The organism is Streptomyces sp. NPDC033845 (assembly GCF_055576225.1).
The window spans coordinates 1-16,564 of record NZ_JBVIRI010000045.1; the positions used below are offsets into that span (position 1 = coordinate 1).

The 16,564-nt window shown below is 69.3% G+C and carries 15 protein-coding genes and 1 pseudogene; 4 read left to right on the forward strand and 12 right to left on the reverse strand.

Annotated elements, in window-relative coordinates:
• Positions 1-96: 96 nt before the first annotated feature.
• Positions 97-486 (forward strand): annotated as a pseudogene (locus tag ACZ50K_RS36630) (ATP-binding protein); the annotation flags it as partial.
• A gap of 695 nt (positions 487-1,181) precedes the next feature.
• Here ACZ50K_RS36630 and ACZ50K_RS36635 read toward each other — a convergent pair.
• The 3 genes from ACZ50K_RS36635 to ACZ50K_RS36645 form a co-directional block, all read right to left on the reverse strand.
• Positions 1,182-1,481, reverse strand: a complete 300-nt coding sequence (locus ACZ50K_RS36635) for a hypothetical protein (RefSeq protein WP_468911584.1) — start codon at positions 1,479-1,481, stop codon at positions 1,182-1,184.
• 192 nt (positions 1,482-1,673) lie between these two features.
• On the reverse strand, positions 1,674-2,162 hold the full coding sequence (locus ACZ50K_RS36640) for a hypothetical protein (protein WP_468911587.1): 489 nt from the start codon (positions 2,160-2,162) through the stop codon (positions 1,674-1,676).
• 133 nt (positions 2,163-2,295) lie between these two features.
• A complete protein-coding gene (locus ACZ50K_RS36645; RefSeq protein ID WP_468911590.1) occupies positions 2,296-2,469 on the reverse strand; it encodes a hypothetical protein in 174 nt (57 codons plus the stop codon).
• Between the two features lie 229 nt (positions 2,470-2,698).
• Here ACZ50K_RS36645 and ACZ50K_RS36650 point away from each other — a divergent pair, with 229 nt between their 5' ends.
• Positions 2,699-3,049 carry a hypothetical protein gene (locus ACZ50K_RS36650; RefSeq protein WP_468911592.1) on the forward strand — a complete coding sequence of 117 codons (351 nt, stop codon included), beginning with the start codon at positions 2,699-2,701 and terminating at the stop codon, positions 3,047-3,049.
• 97 nt (positions 3,050-3,146) lie between these two features.
• Here the strand turns inward: ACZ50K_RS36650 and ACZ50K_RS36655 are convergent, their stop codons facing one another.
• From ACZ50K_RS36655 to ACZ50K_RS36685, 7 genes are all read right to left on the reverse strand, one after another.
• Positions 3,147-3,494 carry a hypothetical protein gene (locus ACZ50K_RS36655; protein WP_468911594.1) on the reverse strand — a complete coding sequence of 116 codons (348 nt, stop codon included), beginning with the start codon at positions 3,492-3,494 and terminating at the stop codon, positions 3,147-3,149.
• Between the two features lie 104 nt (positions 3,495-3,598).
• Entirely contained in the window at positions 3,599-4,498 is a 900-nt protein-coding gene (locus ACZ50K_RS36660; protein ID WP_468911597.1) for a hypothetical protein, read from the reverse strand.
• 34 nt (positions 4,499-4,532) lie between these two features.
• The gene (locus tag ACZ50K_RS36665; protein WP_468911600.1) at positions 4,533-4,766 is read right to left on the reverse strand and encodes a hypothetical protein; all 234 of its coding nucleotides are present in this window, start codon (positions 4,764-4,766) and stop codon (positions 4,533-4,535) included.
• Between the two features lie 110 nt (positions 4,767-4,876).
• Positions 4,877-5,413 carry a hypothetical protein gene (locus ACZ50K_RS36670; RefSeq protein WP_468911603.1) on the reverse strand — a complete coding sequence of 179 codons (537 nt, stop codon included), beginning with the start codon at positions 5,411-5,413 and terminating at the stop codon, positions 4,877-4,879.
• 493 nt (positions 5,414-5,906) lie between these two features.
• The gene (locus ACZ50K_RS36675; RefSeq protein WP_468911606.1) at positions 5,907-6,185 is read right to left on the reverse strand and encodes a hypothetical protein; all 279 of its coding nucleotides are present in this window, start codon (positions 6,183-6,185) and stop codon (positions 5,907-5,909) included.
• A gap of 189 nt (positions 6,186-6,374) precedes the next feature.
• Entirely contained in the window at positions 6,375-7,037 is a 663-nt protein-coding gene (locus ACZ50K_RS36680) for a hypothetical protein (protein WP_468911609.1), read from the reverse strand.
• Between the two features lie 1,623 nt (positions 7,038-8,660).
• Positions 8,661-9,065, reverse strand: a complete 405-nt coding sequence (locus tag ACZ50K_RS36685; RefSeq protein WP_468911611.1) for a hypothetical protein — start codon at positions 9,063-9,065, stop codon at positions 8,661-8,663.
• Between the two features lie 352 nt (positions 9,066-9,417).
• Between ACZ50K_RS36685 and ACZ50K_RS36690 the strand changes: the two genes are divergently transcribed.
• The gene (locus ACZ50K_RS36690; RefSeq protein WP_468911613.1) at positions 9,418-10,764 is read left to right on the forward strand and encodes a hypothetical protein; all 1,347 of its coding nucleotides are present in this window, start codon (positions 9,418-9,420) and stop codon (positions 10,762-10,764) included.
• Between the two features lie 1,669 nt (positions 10,765-12,433).
• Positions 12,434-14,812 carry an FxSxx-COOH system tetratricopeptide repeat protein gene (fxsT, locus tag ACZ50K_RS36695; RefSeq protein WP_468911616.1) on the forward strand — a complete coding sequence of 793 codons (2,379 nt, stop codon included), beginning with the start codon at positions 12,434-12,436 and terminating at the stop codon, positions 14,810-14,812.
• A 355-nt stretch (positions 14,813-15,167) separates the two neighbouring features.
• Here the strand turns inward: fxsT and ACZ50K_RS36700 are convergent, their stop codons facing one another.
• A complete protein-coding gene (locus tag ACZ50K_RS36700; RefSeq protein WP_468911618.1) occupies positions 15,168-16,079 on the reverse strand; it encodes a hypothetical protein in 912 nt (303 codons plus the stop codon).
• Positions 16,080-16,170: 91 nt separating this feature from the next.
• On the reverse strand, positions 16,171-16,428 hold the full coding sequence (locus tag ACZ50K_RS36705) for a recombinase family protein (protein ID WP_468911621.1): 258 nt from the start codon (positions 16,426-16,428) through the stop codon (positions 16,171-16,173).
• Positions 16,429-16,564: the final 136 nt, after the last annotated feature.

Genomic DNA, 16,564 nt, shown 5'->3' on the forward strand with positions numbered 1-16,564 from the left:
TCAGCCCGCCCCCTTGTGGATACCGCATGCCCTGGTGATACCGCAGCGGACGACCAGGCGTCAGCCCCTACGACAACACGAGTTCAACCTCAGTAAGCCGCGATGAAGGGCCACCGGGTCCGCTACACCCTTGCCACGAAACTCGTGAACGAGCTCGTCGAGGCCGCGGACGAGAAGCAGCTGACCAAGACCATCGCCCGCTACGGCCGCGTTGACCTGCTCTGCATCGACGAACTCGGCTACATGGAACTCGACCGCCGCGGCGCCGAACTCCTCTTCCAGGTTTTGACGGAACGGGAGGAAAAGAACAGCGTGGCGATCGCCTCGAACGAATCGTTTGGCGGCTGGACGAAGACGTTCACCGATCCCCGGCTCTGCGCGGCCATCGTCGACCGGCTCACCTTCGGCGGCAACATCATCCAGACCGGAACCGAGTCCTACCGCCTCGCCGCGACCAAAGCCCTAGCGGAGCGAGCAGCCGGCTGAGAGGCCGCGGGACTGCGTCCTGAGGCTCTGACGGAGCTCCAGCTTCGATCTCCCTCAGCAGCCCTCCCTCATCGTCATAGAGCTCAAGCCTGAACCGCAGGCCGAACCGGGTCAGTAGTGCTGCCAGATCTTCGAACCGTTGAGGATCGACGACCCCGTTCAGGAGAGTGTCGCCCTCGGTCGGGTCCACCTCGATGCGGCACCAGCTGGTCTCGACCTCATACGACTCCCACGACGCCGATCTGGAAGTCCAGCCTGCCCCGATGAACTGTTTGGCCACCAACGAAGCACTCGGGGCACCTGACAGGCCACCACACACGTTGTTGTTGATCGCATGCCAGACGGGATCGAGCGGCTGCCCCTCATCGGATATGTCCACAGCTGGATTATGAAGCAGACCGCAGCCCTCGATCGCACACGCTAGCGACATCAAAACTCAACGATGTTGATCACTCAACCCCGAGCCCTACGCCTCCCGAACTGCTCGACAAACGACTCCCAAAGAAGTCGTCATAGCCAGAAGGGGCAAGGCCCGGGCCCGGGCCTTGCCCCGTACGGTCCGCGCCCTTGACCACCACCGCACACGCGCAACGCCCCCACAACCGAATACGGCGGGCCGGGAACACGCACGCCGTCACCTCACCTGCCAGCACTCCGCGTAGTTCGAGGTCACTGCGACACCGGGGCGCCAGGCGCTACAGGTCGCCTGGGCAGTGCCGGTTGAACGCCTCGATCCAGGCTTGCGGATCCAGCAGGTCGGACCGGCCGAACGCGCGGGCGTCCCCGGTGTGCAGCACGATCGCGTCCGGCGCCGCCACACCGGGGTGGACCCGCCGGACGTGGGCCGTCCCCGCTTCGATCAACGGAGCCGTCGGCCGGTCGGCGCGCACCAGCTCGCTCACACCGGAGCAGACCCGGCAGCTCACCCACGCCACCGTCACCCGCTCGTCCAACCCACTGCCGGCCACCGTGGCGGCCGGCTGATCACTCTGCATCCTCATGACCTTCCCAACGACCCGTCCGCCCCCGGGAACCGGGGCGGCCGTGCAACCGAACTCCGCCCCGACGGCCAGATCAGCCAGCCGGGACTCCTGCCGGCCGCGCGGCCACGACGTCGCGGCGGCGCTCCTCACAATGTCCAGCTCCCGGTCAGGGGCTCCAACCTGCTGGGCGGCGGTGCGGCCGGCCTACGAGGCCGTCCCCGCTTCACTGCCAGCGGGTGCGGACCACGTCTCGTCGGGGCCGGCCACGGCGTCCAGCGTGCGCAAGGCGTCCTCGTAGGAGCCACGGTCGAACCGGAACGGACCCAACGCCGTGTACTGGCGGGTCTTGCGATGCGGCTGTTCGAAGGAGTCCCAGATCACGTGATCGGCTGTCGCGGTGATGCGGGCCATGAGGGGCCAGCAATCCCACACACCGCACTCGCAGCCGAGAACCGGTGTCCTGGGACCCGTCACAAGGGTGGACCGGCCCAGGAAGTGGTCCCGCATCGGGCCGAACCGGAAGGACTGGGGGATCAGCCCGCCGTAGGCGTCGCCTGCCGGGTACATCCCGGCCGCGAGCTCGAACCCGTCGATCAACTCGGTAAGTGGTGCCCCGTCGATGTGGGGAGTGATGACGAGCAGGCCGCCGTCGCCATGGTGCCGGCAGTCGAACCGGATGTCATTGCTGGTCATCCGGTGATTGTGCCAGCGAACCCGTTCCCTCCACGCGGGCAGACTGAGCAGGGGACGCGTGGCAGGAAGGGTTGATCGCGCCCTCAGGAGCTCACCCGGTGGGCGCGGACAGCCCGGGGCCAGGGCACGGAGTTCAGCCTGTTTGCTCGGGTTGCTGGAGGAGGGTCCGGCCGGTGGCGGCGACGCGCACGGCCAGGGACCGTTCCGCGTCGGGGTGGGCGGCGAAGCCCGCGCAGACAGCGCCAGGGCGCCCGTGGTCGGGGCCGGTCTCATGGCAGACGATGTGCCCTTCGCTTCTCCGAGTCATGGCAGCACCTTGAGGACCTCCTCGCCGACCCGAACCGGGCCGTGGGCCACCACCTGGTCTGGCTCGCCGATGTCCTGCGTGCGATCGGACAGTCCACCGCCCAGTAAGCACCACACGCGCGACGTGACGTGGAACTACAAAGTCGCACTGGAGTACTAAGGGCTGTCCCGCAACGGGCCTGGAACCGCAGGGCTGCTTGAGCCCAGCCGGGCCGGTACAGGCGGATACTGTGGAGCGGCGCATCGGAGCGGCGGTCTTGGGGGGACGAGTGGGACGCAGCAGGCTGCCTGTGGAGAACGCGGGCAATGGCGATCTCTGTCTGTTCATCGAGCCGTACGGTGAGGACTTCTACCTGAAGCCCGGGGAGGTCTTTACGGTCGCGCCTGAAGCCGAGGGGATCGACGTCTGGTTCTCCACCCTTGTCTGGGAGGGAGGCATCACGGTGTGGCCCTATGAGGACGGCGATCCGACCAAGATTGTCCTGGAGTACACGGTGACTGACGCCAGCGGAACTCGGCTGGAGTGCGGTCACCAGAGGCCCCCGAAGCCCGCTGGCTCTGACGTGGCTGAGCTGGGTTGACCCTATCGGTCACTAGGCCAGGGCAAGATTTTGCAGCTGGGCGATGCCCAGCATGGCGTGGTAACGCCGGCATCTCTGAGGCGGCCGGCATGACCGGCTACGCCGCCTCGGCGGCGGCCGGCCGAGCCTGCCGCTTGAGGGCCATGCGAGCCTCCACGAGGTCCTCGTTCTCGAAGCGCCCCCAGTGATGGTGCGCGGCGACCTTGATGGCCAGCTCGCGGATCTCGGCCCACAGGGTGTCCGCAGCCGTCTTCTGTTCTTCGGTCCAGCCGGGGCTGTCGGGGACGTCGCCGCGGTGGGAGTACCGCTGGCCGCGCGGCCAGCCCAGCATCGGCTCCACACTCCATGGCAGACCGGCTACATGGGCCCGGTACTCGGCGTGGGCCTGGTGGAGGCGTTCCTGGAGGGCGAGGAGGTCCGGGGGGAAGGCGATGCTTTCACTCACCCTTGGATCGTAAACCTGTTCGATTTTGGTTGGCGAGTCGCCGCACCGCCCAGTCCCCCGGACGGCCCGCGACGTGCAGCATCGAGCCGTGACCACGCAGCGCTTCAGTGGCGGGCGAGGTCCCTGTGGGCCCGGTCGGCTGCGGCCCGGGCTCCCTTCGCTTCCCGGGCCGCCTCCCGGTGCCGGAGCGCGGCGGTATCCGCCGCCTTGCTCAGGCGCACATGTGCCCTCCGCGCCTGAGCAAGGCGCTCCTGCGTTTCAGTGACCTCTTCTTCGATGCGTCCCACTGCCGTGCGGGCCTCGACCAGGCCGGCCTCGGCCTCCGCGAGTACGTCCCGCGCTCGCCGCGCCTCCGCTTCAGAGGCCTCCGCCGCCGCCCGGGCCCGCTCTGCTTCGGCGGCCTCCGCCTTCCTCCGCGCGGTGTCGTCCTTGCCGGAGCCGGAGGAGACCGGGCGGTCGTTCCGATCAGACGCGCCGGTGACCGCCTTCGCCTTCGACGTACACACCGCGCCGGATCCCGTCTCCAGGTCAGCGAAACCGACGGCCTTTGGCGGGGCCGCCGTCAGGACGCCGCGCTCCCACTGGCCGGCGGCATCGGGATTGGCGAGCAGGAGGTGGAGGAGCTGCTCGACCTCGTTTTGCACCGTCTCGGTCAGCGGCTGTCCGGCCTCGGCTGCCAGGGCGCGGGCCTGGCGGGCCATCGCGGCGGTCACCAGGTGCTGCTGGTGGGAGAGCTCGCGCAGCTGCGGCCCGGCCAATTGCCGGTGTGCCTGCCGCAGGCCCTCCCCCAGCTCCAAGAGCCGGTGGGCCCGCGCGGGGTCGGAGCGGGCCAGGAGGTTGGCCGCCCACACCGCCAGAGTGGGCCGCTTCAGCGCGGCGATCTCCTTCGCCCCGGCAGCGTCCCCATCCTTGCGGACCTTGGCGACCAGGGCGTTGCGGGCGGCGGTGAACTCCTGCGGGCGCAGCCCGTACAGCTCGCTCTTCACTACCGCGGAGTCGACCACAGCCCCACTCTCACCTCGCCGGCCGCGCCGCGCATCACGCCAGGGCGTCGGCGGCCGCGCCTACGGCGCCGTCATCCGGCCGCGGGGCGGCTGTCCCCGGGGCGGGCGGGTCGTCGCTGGGCCGCAGTCCGAGCATGTCGAGGAGCTGGATGAGGTCGGCGCGGTCGGTGGCACGGTCGGCGACCGCGCGGCGGGCGGCGTCCCGGTCCACGACCCCGGTCGGGAACAGCAGGGTGGACACCTCGGAGGAGGAGAACGGGTCTTTCATGGCCAAGATGCCACCACGAACAGCCTCACCGTGCAGGCTGCACTGCTCCAACCGGACCGAACGAAGCCGAGCTCATCGGCTGCCTGCCCTGGGACAGGCTCCGGGCTGGGCTAGGCACGGTCCTCGATCGCTTGGGACCGGGTCGCCGCCGCGGTCTGGGCGCGGTGGCTGCGGTGGGCGGGGATGCCGTGGTCTTCGGGGTCGTCGGCCATCAGGCGGGTGGCGGCCCGCCGGATCTTCTGGTCGAGGGTGGTGGTGATGCGGGGGCGTTGGCGGGCGCGGATCACGGCGATGCTCTGGGTGCTTGTCTGGAGGCGGCCTGCGAGGAAGCTGGTGGGCCAGCCCCGTTCGGCGAGGCCTTGGAGGAGCGTTGCCGCGTTGTCTGCGGGGACCAGTCCGGGCAGGTGGCGGGTTCGTCGCGGAGCGCTTTGTGCGGGGATGCCGAGGATGGCCTCCGCGGTGGCCCGGTGGATGGCGGCGGGTCGCTCCGCTTCGGGCCGGAGAAGGCGCCGGATGAGGGTGACCGAGATCCCGGAGACCACGGCGATGTCCCCTGCCGAAAGGCCGGCCTCCCGGAGCCGGCCTGCGTCGGAGGCGGCCTCGTGCGCGGGGACCCGGGCGGGCCTGCCGGCCCTGCGCTCTTGCACCCGTCGGGTACGGGTACGCCGGGCCGCGGCCTGGCACTCCGGCCGGATGCAGCCGTAGTCGGCACACGACGGGCTGCCGTGGCGGACACGGCTGCGCAGCGGCCGCCGACGGCCTGCTGCCGTAGGGGGCTTGGAGGTTGCGGGAGACGGCGGTGGATTCATACCGGCACAATTCTGCCCGGCCGAATGCTGCCGTCCTGGAGTGGGTGGAAGCGCCGACGTGGTCATAGAGGCAGCGGAAGGTACATCGGTTCCTTCGCACTCACCGTCCCAGACTCCCAGCACCCGGCCGCACCCGTTCAGGAAGCCGGCGGCTCACTGGCTTGGCCGAGCTCGTCGGACATAGTCCCGCCGAGCCTTTCACTGTCGGTCCTCCGGCCCTGATGACGACCTGCCAGTGGCCGAGACCGTGGGGCGCGGCCACTGGCACGAATTCCAGGTCCGCCTTCAGTTGACGGAAGTGCGCCTGGCGCCGGCCGCCTTACGGGGTGGCTCAACTGTTAGCTTCGCCATCCCGCCTGGAGCGGTACTCCGCCCGCATGTCCTCAAGGCTCCCCGTGAGTTCCAGTGCCACGCGGGCAAGACTGCTGAGGATGAGAAGTCCGGAGAACGGCTTACCTACGCCGATTTCGGATATCCACAGGAATAGTCCGAGGAGGCATCCAGATGCTCCTACTGCAACTCCTGCCTGCTGCCTCAACGGCAGGATGATCCACGGCAGTACAGGTAGAAACAGCATGATGAACACAGCTATCAGCCAGGCTACGGCCATTGAGGTTTACCCTTCCGAATTTACGTCGGGATCCGCCAGAAGCGCGATATCCCAGGGTTTTCCTTGATGAGGGTTTCCGGCCATATCGCAGCTTGCGTACGGATCTGGATGGGATCCGGTACGGACATTCCGCTGAAATGATAGAAGTCTCCCAGTACTACGGGCACGCTGGACTGCGAGTAGACGCCGTCAAGCCTGATCGCCTTCCCGTTCCGGGCGGGCTGCCTCGTGCAGCGCCTGTGCCAGCTGGTTGGAGGCCTCCTCGGTAGCGGTCATCTGCCGTCGCAGTGCCTCCATGGGCTCCGCCTGCTCAGCGGACGCCGGCTGCTGCTCGCCCATCAGCGGCGACCCCTCTTGGGTGATGTCAGCCGGTGGGGTCACCTCGAACTCGGCGTCCAGGACCCGCACGGAGTCCAGGTCCACATGGCTGGAGGTGTCGCCGAGCGTGATACCGGGACCGGCCATGACCAGGACCCGGCCGGACTCCTCGCACATCCGCAGCCAGTCCCGGCCCTCCCGGCCGGTGAGGGAGGTGAGGGTCCCGTCGTAATAGGGGACGGGGCCCGGCTGGTGCACCACCAGCCGGCTCCCCGACCGCGTACACGCCACCCGCCACCCGGCCCCGGCCGCAGCCCAGTTCTCCGCCGGCTCGTCCAGGTCCACGAAGCCCGACATCTCCAGCAGGGCCAGCGCGCCCGCCCAGGAGCCGTCCACCCCGACGTACTCCATCGGGGGCAGCTCCAAAAGCAGGACCGCCATCTCCACGCCGTCCTCGCCGAACACCACGGGCGCGGCCCGGGCCGGCAGCCTCTCCGCCGCGTCGACCGCCACGAACCCGCTCGATTCCCTCATCCGCCCACCCTCCCAGAGGCGCTGTTCACCGCGCCGCCGAATCCGGTTGTCCGGTCTCCGGGAAGGTGGGGAGCGTCCCGCTGATTGTGGCGAGCCGGGGTGGACCCCGGGACGGCGTTACGGCTGAGCGTGCGGGTTGTGCGGCTCCGGGACGGGATCCGACAGCAGGGCGCGCCGGGTGCGGTATGCCTTCTGTCGGCAGGCCCCGGTGCAGTACGCGGAATCCGCGCGCCCAGCCGTAACGGGCATGCCGCAGGCGCCGCAGGGGCGGCCCGACCCGATGCCTCCGTTACGTTTGCGCGTGACGGAGGTCCGGCACGCTCGCGAGCACGTCACCCCCCGCATCGTCTTCTCTGCCCCGCGCACCACGACCAGGCCGCACCCGGCGATGCACGCCTGCGGCGGGAGGGCCGTGCCGCGGCCGGCCAGTGCCCTCCATTCCACGCTCTGCGTCTGCCGGGTGGAGACCGCCCGGGTCAAACCCGTTTCCGGATCCGGACACCCCCGTTCGTAGCAGGACTGGCAGATCAGGAAGCGAGTTGGTGCCCGACGGCCCTGCCGCCGGGCACCGTCAACCAGATAGGCCGTCCCACCGAGCAGACCTGTCCCACACATCACACAGAGCCGAGAACGTGCACGCATAGCCATAACAGCCTCAACGACCCACACGCCCAGCCGTAACGCCCACCGAGGTCCACCCCGGCTCGCCATGATCAGCGGGTCGCTCGCCACCTTCACGGAGACCGGACACCGGTGTACGGCCGGAACCGCACCAGAGCACACCGGCACCGGTCCACCGGCAACCCAGGGGTCCGGCCGGCCCTGGCTCACCGGCCCTCGCTCACCAGCCCTCCTGCGAGGTGGTCGTCGGCGGTGCGGTGTGCTGCCAGGCCCGGACGAGCACGAGGTCGCCCAAGCGCGACCGTCACGAGGTACCCGAACGTGTCCACGGCCCCCGGCAACGCGCGGGGAGGGCCCGGAGCACCGTCACCGCGGTGAGGCGGTTGACACCAAGCAGCCCCTTGCGCCACGCCGTTCCACCACCGAGCACCCCATCCAGCGTCATCGGAGCCAATCCCGGCCAGCCGGCCGCACCCACCGGCGTACAGCAGCACCCGATCCCGTCCAGCCCCCGGCCCTCCTTGGCCGGAGGCTTCGTCGTTCCCTGTGGAGGCCTTGGATGCCTACCTACGAGACCCTGCCCCGCTTCACCCACGACCTGCGCCGCCTCGCCCCCGCCCAGTACCGACGGTTCCGGCGGGCCGTGCTGGAGTGCTTCGTCCCCGACCTCCGCACCCCCCGGCCCGTATTCCAGCCCGGCCTGCGCGTGAAGGGACTCACCGACCACCCCGGCGTCTACGAACTGACCTGGGCGCTCGACGGACGCGCACCTGGTCCTACGGCAACCCCCGCCTCACCGGCGAGACCCACATCGTCTGGAGGCGGATCGGAACCCACACCGTCCTGGACCACCCCTGAAGCAGGCCTGCCCGCCGCACAGCCACCGGCCAGCCAGGCAGGCGGCCGGACCGGTGAGGCCCCCTCGCCCGCCGCCGCCAGTCCCCGATCTGCGGGGCAATCACTGTCCCGTCTCAACAAAGTGTGATCGGGCGGCCGCTGCTGCTACAGCACGGCAACGCATGACTTCAGATCGGCGGCCAGGAACACCAGGTGGGTGCCCTCGGCGGTATCGACTCGCCCCAAGGCGACTGGATCCTCTCCCGCACGCCGAAGATCCGGCAACCCCTGTTCGAAGTCCTTGCAGGTGGAGACGCCGTCCTGCGCCATGCATTCGGCCCGCCATGCGTAGATGCCGAGGTAGTGGTGGGCCGGCTTCAGCTTCTCCCACACCGTGAAGGCTGCCCCGGCCCGCAAGGCCAGGGCAGCCCCATGGGCGGCATCAGTCGCATGCCGTTCCAGGACAGTGGCCAGGGCTTCACGATTCACGACATGCAGTATGGCCCGCAGCAGGAAACCTCCCTCCTCCGGCCAAGGCGGACCGGCCAGCGAGCACGGCACCAGAGACATGGAGGCAGAAGCCGACGGCGGCGGCCGCGCTCAGGATGGGGGCGGCGGCGAACCGCGGCGCGGCGGGCACGGCGTACGGGTTCGGGACGGGGGCGGCGGGCCGGGCGGCGGGTACTCCGGCCGCGGGTCCGGCCGCCGGTGCGGCGGCGGGCTTGTGCCCAGGGGCTGGGTCCACTGCCGAGCCCGAGCGATTCGGTCGCGACCCGGCACGTCACCCGGGTGTGGCGCTGCGCCGGGCTGCCGACGTGGCTGACGGAGTGTCCGGAATGCGGCTCGGTCCCGGTGGGGCGAGTCCGGTAGCGTCCTGGCGTCCTGTTATGCGCAACTCCCCTCTCTGAAAGAGGAGATACACGTGCGTAAGAGTCGCATCTCGGTCTTCGTTGCCGGGATTCTCCTGGTGCTGACGGCAGGCCCGGCATGGGCCGCACAGCCAGCGGAGTTTCAGGAGGCCACTGCAGAGCGCCCCGCGTTGGCATCGGCCCCGCCTCCCCGCCCAGCACCGTCCAGCGGCGCCGTATCCGCACCAGGCCCGGGCGCTTCGGACACATGCAAGAACCTGGCCGCCGCGACCCGCGCAGCGAAGGCCCAGGGGCGTCAATCGATCATGTGCCACAAGACGGGCACCGCGCCGAGCCAGCAAGCCCGCACGGCCTTGAAACGGACACTGGAAAAGGCCCGCAACAAGACCACGGACGGGCCCTCTACGAAGAGGGCACCGCAACCGCTTCCGAACTGGTGCACCGAGCCTGAGCACATGGACGGTCAGTGGTGGATGATGCGCCGCGACGCATGCCTCATCACGACCGGCACCGTATACCTCATCAACACCCGAGGCGTGCCCCTGGGATCGATGGAGTACCACTTCGTCTCGTACGTCTACAACGGCGACGGCATCGACTCCGCCTACCAGGTTTCCATCACACCCTGGAAGTTCACAGGCACCGGCCACGCCGGCATGACCCTGCGATTGAAGCCATTCTGCGCAAGCAACTGCACCACGACGGCATTCAACTCCATCGACTACATCACCAAGGACGTGATCATCAGCAAGGACATGGGCATGAAATCCACCATGGTCACCCGCGGCAGCATGGGAGACACCGTCGCAGGCATGGGCATGGAGTTCTCCGTACCCTCCGGCGAGGTCCCAGTCATCGAGAATGATGTGTACTCCCTACCCCTGCGCTGCGACCACGCCCTACCGGGCCCCAACACGGTAGCTGGATGCGTCTTCGCCGGCTTCGCCCCCATGATCGTGCTCCGCTACAGCGACCCCGCCCTCGGCTGGAGCGCCCTCAACGTCGGCTGGGCCCTGTACACCGGCCTGCCCAGCCACCTCCAACGGCTCTGGGACCCGTCACAGTCGCGCAGCAACGGAGACCGAGCCTGCCCGCGCGGAGCTCTCTACCCGCGCCCCACCGACCACCAATGCGACGAGTACCCCTTCCGCTCGACTCAGCAGGGAGCCACCACCAGCGGCACACCGTTTGCCCCACGAACGTTCCCTCCCGGGAACTGCCCACTCACCAACACCTGGCCGAACACCCCGGTGGTGACCGTCAACATCGGCTCGCAGGGCTGGGCACGGTGCAACATCCCCACCTCGCACAACAATGCGAGCGGCCAAGCTATCGCCGCCTTCTACCGTGACCAGCGAGTCCACCCCGGGGACTGGTTCCACGTGCACGCAACCGAGTAGGACTTCCCCACTGGCAACCAGGCGCAGTCCGGACGACTGGCGGTCACCGAACCGGGAGCGATCCGCAGGGCCATGGCCGAGGTCGTCCATAGCCCGACGAAGCACACCGCGCGCGCCGCAACGTCTGCGCCCCGGCCCTCCCGGGAGCTCACTGGTGGGGTTGCTTCTGGGTGAGCTGCTGGGCTCGGACAACTGGCCGGTTGCGAGCCGCGGTGTCGTGCCTTCCTGCTGCCCCATGGCAGGTCAGGCGATGCGGCAGTGCTGGTGCAGGGCGATACTGCTGTTGCCCGGCCAGTCACCCCCCGACGGGTCTGGGCCAGTGCCCCGACCTTCCTACCCCCCCAGGTCGGTCGGGGCCATCACGGTCGTCCTGGGCCGCCAGTGGATTCCGTCCACGTCCTCCGGGCTCGTCCCCGGGCGAGGGGGCGGGGAGCGGACCCCCGGGGTCGGTGAGTTGGCAGGCGCACGCTTCCTGACCTGCACTGGTGGAGTTTCCCGGTGAGGTCCTGGAGGCGAACTCACCAGCCATCGGTGTCTGCGAAACTCACCGGCCCTGGTGAGTACGCCGGGGGAACTCACCTCGGGCCGGTGAGTTCACCGACCGGACGGGATCAGCCGGCTCCGGCAGCTGTGCCGGGACTTCCACGGCATCACGGGGCCGGCCGTCAGCCAGCTGTGCCACGGCACCTACGGCAGGTGACCTGCTCACCGACGGCACGGCAGGATCCTGCGGGGCGGCCAGGGACGGGGTCAGGATCTGCGGGGCTTGCTCCGGGAGGTCGCCTTCTTGACGGTGGTCTTGTTCTCCGCCGCCTTCTTCACTGGTGTCCCTGGCCCCCTCTCCGTCACCAGGCACCTGATCGCCCAGGCTCGACCAAACCAGAACGACGGCGCGGGGTGGCGGACCGGCCGACGTCGGTAGAACACGGTCCGGTTTCGGTGGGCGCCTATTAGCCTGCGGAGAGGGGCGGTTACGTTTGTCGTGACCGGTGGCCGGAGGGATTGCGGTGGCGGGTTCGGGGCGTTGGGCTGTGTGGACTGCCGTGGCGGTCAGTGGCGTGATCGTGGTGGGGCTGCTGGTCGTGGTTCTGGCCGTTGATCTGGATGCTGGTGACAAGGTCGCCAGTCTGGTCGGAGCGGGTGTAGCTGCGGCCGGACTGGTGACCGCCGTGGTCTCTCTGACACGACAGGGCAATGTGTCGGCCGGTGGCGGGCACGTGCGGGCTGGACAGGGTGGGGTCGCCGCGGGAGGTAACATCGTCGACAGCGCACTGGGGCCTAGCTCCCAGGTCATCCGGTCGGGGAGCTCAGTTTCACCGTCGGCACCACCTGGTGGTCCCGGTGGGGGTGGATCGGTTACGGCAGAGCCCGGCGGGGTCGCGGCGGGCGGGAACATCACCGGTAGCGCAGTCGGTGACGGCAGCCAGGTCCAATGACCATTCGCTGGCCGTGGAAGAGGCAGGGCAGCGCAGCGCCCGTAGCGGAACCTCGTGTCGCACCGGAGCCCGGCCTGTCCACACGCCCCTGTGCCAGCAAAGGGCCGGGCCGGGAACCCGGAGCCGCCGGTGGGTCCGCCGGCCAGTCGGGGGTGGTTTCTGCGGCAGAGCAAGGTGTGGCGGCGGGTGGCAACATCCACACCAGCGCAATCGGCGCCAACGCCAGTGTCAGCATGACGACTCAATACGTTCTGTTGCCGGAGCCGGTAGCGGATGTGGTGTGGCCGTTGCGGATCGGCACTCCTCCCCAGCTGGCTTCCGCGTTCCAAAACCGACTCGACGTACAGAGGCTGATCGCCGCGGCCCGGAAGGCCGGCGAGGGGGCCGTTCTTACCGGAGCCCGTTCGGCGGGAGTCCTGTCAGGGATGGGCGGGGTGGGTAAGTCCCAGCTTGCCGCCCTCTGCGTGCTCCAAGCCGAGCAGGCCGGAACCGATCTGGTGGTGTGGGTAGCAGCCGGCGACACCTCTCCAGCGGTCGTCTATGCCCAGGCCGCACTGCGAGTCGGGGCCGTCCGTACCGCTGGTGAGGGCGTCGAGCGGGACGCGAAAGCGTTCTTGGAGTGGCTGGCCACCTGCACACGGTCGTGGTTCGTTGTCCTGGACGGGGTCAGCGACCCGGAAGCCGTCAGACAGTGGTGGCCGCCGGTCCGGCCAGGGGTCGGCTGGACCCTGGCCACGAGCCGGCTGCACGACCCCCGGCTGACCGGCAACCGCCGCACACGCATCGACATCGACATCTACACCCCCGACGAAGCCAGCGCCTACCTGAGCGAACGGCTGTCCGGTGATGGCTACAGGCACCTGCTGGACGGCTGCGAAGCAGAGGTCGCGCAACGGCTCGGCTACCTGCCTCTGGCCCTGGGGCACGCTGCGGCCTACCTCCTCGCCGAAGACGTCTCCTGCACCACCTATCTGGAGCGGTTGGGCGATCAGGCTCTGCGGCTGGAGGACGTGCTGCCGCAGTGGGCGGACACCGAGGGCTACCAGCGCCCGGTCACCACCGCGCTCCTGCTCTCCCTCGCGGCAGCCGGGCAGGCAGGTCCCCCCGGAATCGTTGAACCCCTTGCCCGCCTCATCGCTCTCATGGACGCCGACGGACACCCAGAGGACCTCTGGACCAGTCCGGCCGCCCTCGCATTCCTCACGGCAGCACGAGCCCAGAGGGATGCGCCAGCCGTCACGGCGGCTGACGTCGTGCAGGGGCTGCGGTCTCTTCGCCGCTACGGGCTCTGCACCCACACTGGCAGCACGGAGCGCCGTATCCGTATGCACGCGCTGACCGCGCGAGCCGTCCGCGAGACCACCCCCGCCGACCAGCAACCCGTGTTCGCCATCGCCGCAGCGGACGCTCTGACCGCAGTGTGGCCTCTTGAGAACCGCCATGAGCTGGCTCAGGTGATGCGCGCCAACACCGCGGCCCTGCGCGATTGCGGCGAGAGGCACCTGTGGCAGCACGCCATCCATACGGTGATCTTCCGCTGCGGTCTCAGTCTCACCTACCGCGGACTCCACCAAGACGCGCTCGCCTACTGGCTACCCGTATCCGACAAGGCCACGGACACCCTCGGGCCAGACCACCCCGAAACCCTGGCCGCCCACGCCAACCTGGCCATCGCCTACGGCAACCTCGGCCGTTACCAGGAAGCCCACACCCTGCAGGAATCCGTCCTCACCGACCACGAACGCGTCTTCGGGATGGACGATCGGCAGAGCCTGCGCGCCCGAAGCAACCTCGCCACCAGCGCCGCCAATCTCGGCCGGTACCAGGACGCTCTTACCCTCCAGGAAGCCATCCACGCCTCCTTCGAGGACCTTCTCCAAGACGACCGCGAGTTCGCCCTCCGCGTCCGCATCGCCCTGGCGACCAGCTACAGCAACATGGGGCGCTTCGAAGACGCTCTCGTACTGGAGGAGGCCGCTCTCGCCGAAATGAAGGAATCCTCCGGTGACCACCCCGACGTACTCGTCGCCCGCACACATCTCGCCACCACCTACAGCGACCTGGGCCGGCACCGCGAGGCACTCGACCTCCGCGAAGCCCTGCTCTCCGACCACATGGCCGTCTTCGGCCCCACGCACCCCCGCACTCTCGTCGCCCGAACCAACCTCGCCACCACCCACAGCCGCCTCGGCTGGCACTCCCACGCCGCCGCCACCTTGAAAGCCCTGTGCGCCGACTACGAACACGTCCTCGGCCCCACCCACCCCGACACACTGCTCACCCGGGCCAACCTCGCCACCACCTACAGCCGCCTCGGCCGACACCATGAAGCCGCAGCCCTTCGGCAGGCCGTCCGCGACGACTACCAGCTCGTCCTCGGCCACGATCACCCCGAGACGCTCCACGCTCTCGCCAACCTCGCCGCCAGCTGCACCGACCTCGGGCAGCACGAGAACGCCGCCCCCCTCGAAGAAGCCGTCCTCACCCGCCGCGAACACCTCCTCGGACCCGATCACCCCCACACCCTCCGCGCCCGCGCCCGCCTCGCAACCACCTACGACAACCTCGGACGCCACGAAGAGGCCGAGCAACTCCGCCGCGCAGACCAGTAGGTGTTGGCAGCCCGAGCGGCGGCGCCCGACGAGGGAGCCGCTGATCAGCTTGCCGCGGAACTTGACGGTGATCCACACTGGGCGGCCGGACACCACGGCGACGAACTGGTCACACAACTGCGAACCCTGGCATCGGATCGAGACCCCGAGGTCCGCAACGAGGCCCTGCTGCGACTCTTACGCTGCAGACCCAAGGACGGCCGCCACCAATCCCTTGAGAACCGGATCAAGTGGGGCGAGGAGCAGCCCTGGTCGTTTCCAGGAATCGCCATCAGCTCGCAGTAGCCAGGGCTGTGATCAGTCACCTCGTGCCGCAGTCGAGCGTCAAGCCCGCTGCCGTCGTCGCTGGCGGTCGTCATGTTGTCGTCGGTGGGTTGTTGGTTGCTTCGGGGACGTAACCGCAGAATTCCGGGGTGCACTCGGCCTTGTGGTCCCGGCCCCAGAGGTAGGCGTCGCGTTCGGTGGATCGGGCGCGGTGTGCAAGGCGAAGTTGTTGCCGCCGGGGCAGCGTCGAGGGCAGTGCCGTGAAGGTCTGCGGGAGAACGGCGACGATGCTGCTGACCTGCTCTCCGTCGCGCATGCGCAGCAGTGCGGTGCACTGCCACCAGCCGACCTCGGCGTCGTTGAGGGGGGTGCCGGGCCAGTAGTACGACGCCGGGTCGGGCAGCAGGTAGTGGTCGCCGTCAGGGTCCAGGTGGGCCCGGAGCCACGGTGCTCCACCGCCCAGGCCGAGCCGGAGCCGTCGGGCCTCGTCGTGCAGCGCGCAGACCGTCGCGGTGTCGAGGGCCTTAAGGACGTTGGCCTCCGCGGGCAGCGGCCGGCGGCCGGCGGGGGTCCTGACGGGCCAGCGCCCGAGCAGGAATCCGGCCCACTGGCGCGGTGTCATCGGCGACGGCCCCTTACGACGCTCGGGCAGGGGCGGGGGTGGCGTCCAGGTCCGTCCGGCTTGTTCGATGTGGCGCAGCAGCCATGCCTGCCCTTTCGGGCCGGCGGTGTGCCAGACCCCGGTCATCGGCCGTGCGGCGGTCGCCTGCTGCCAGCTACCGGGGCTCGCGCCCGGGCGGGAGGGCGTGGAGGGACGCGGGCGGGCGACGCCAGGCAGGTTGTGGGCCAGGTTGGCCAGGACCCTGATGCGTTCCATCGTCTTTTCGGGGCTGTCTCCCGATTCGTGCGGTGTGCTCCCGGCTAGATGGCGGATCTCGGTGAAGGCCCGGGCGGCCAAGAGGGCGGCTATGTCCCGGTCGAGCTCGGACTCGCGGCGTCTCATGCCGCTCCTCCTGTCCGGCTGTGACTGGCGCGCTCCAGGACGCGGTATACGGTGGCGCGGTCTACGGAGAACACCTCCATCGGTTCGGCGATCATATTGTCGCCGGTGGCGTGCATGCGGACGCGTTCGGCCGCGGCATGCTGGCACCTTGAGCTGGCGGCCCATGAGTTTGCCACCGGGCGCGGGAAACGGCCATGCACTCGCAGGTGCGCATCTTCAGCAGGTCGGCCTCGAACTCGGCGAAAACGGCAGGCATGTTGAAGAACATCCTGGACATGGGGTCGGCCAGGTTGTAGACGCTGCCTCCCAGGGGGAAGCCGACGCCGCGGGCGACCAGGGTGTTGCCGATGTTGCCAGCGCGGACAGCGCCGGACCCGCAGCGCCACGGACTGAGCGCGCGCCAGGGTTATCAGGCGGCGGGGCCGCTGTCGCTCTGGAGTTCGTTTACCCACAGCCGCGCCGCCGTGAGGTTCGGGGCGGTGCCG

Excerpts from the sequence above, each read along its gene's own strand:
- ACZ50K_RS36665 (WP_468911600.1), bottom strand. The coding sequence starts at position 4,766 with ATGAAAGACCCGTTCTCCTCCTCCGAGGTGTCCACCCTGCTGTTCCCG.
- ACZ50K_RS36645 (WP_468911590.1), bottom strand. The coding sequence starts at position 2,469 with ATGACTCGGAGAAGCGAAGGGCACATCGTCTGCCATGAGACCGGCCCC.
- ACZ50K_RS36685 (WP_468911611.1), bottom strand. The coding sequence starts at position 9,065 with ATGTCTCTGGTGCCGTGCTCGCTGGCCGGTCCGCCTTGGCCGGAGGAG.
- ACZ50K_RS36680 (WP_468911609.1), bottom strand. The coding sequence starts at position 7,037 with ATGAGGGAATCGAGCGGGTTCGTGGCGGTCGACGCGGCGGAGAGGCTG.
- ACZ50K_RS36640 (WP_468911587.1), bottom strand. The coding sequence starts at position 2,162 with ATGACCAGCAATGACATCCGGTTCGACTGCCGGCACCATGGCGACGGC.
- ACZ50K_RS36635 (WP_468911584.1), bottom strand. The coding sequence starts at position 1,481 with ATGCAGAGTGATCAGCCGGCCGCCACGGTGGCCGGCAGTGGGTTGGAC.
- ACZ50K_RS36675 (WP_468911606.1), bottom strand. The coding sequence starts at position 6,185 with ATGGCCGTAGCCTGGCTGATAGCTGTGTTCATCATGCTGTTTCTACCT.
- fxsT (WP_468911616.1), top strand. The coding sequence starts at position 12,434 with ATGACGACTCAATACGTTCTGTTGCCGGAGCCGGTAGCGGATGTGGTG.
- ACZ50K_RS36700 (WP_468911618.1), bottom strand. The coding sequence starts at position 16,079 with ATGAGACGCCGCGAGTCCGAGCTCGACCGGGACATAGCCGCCCTCTTG.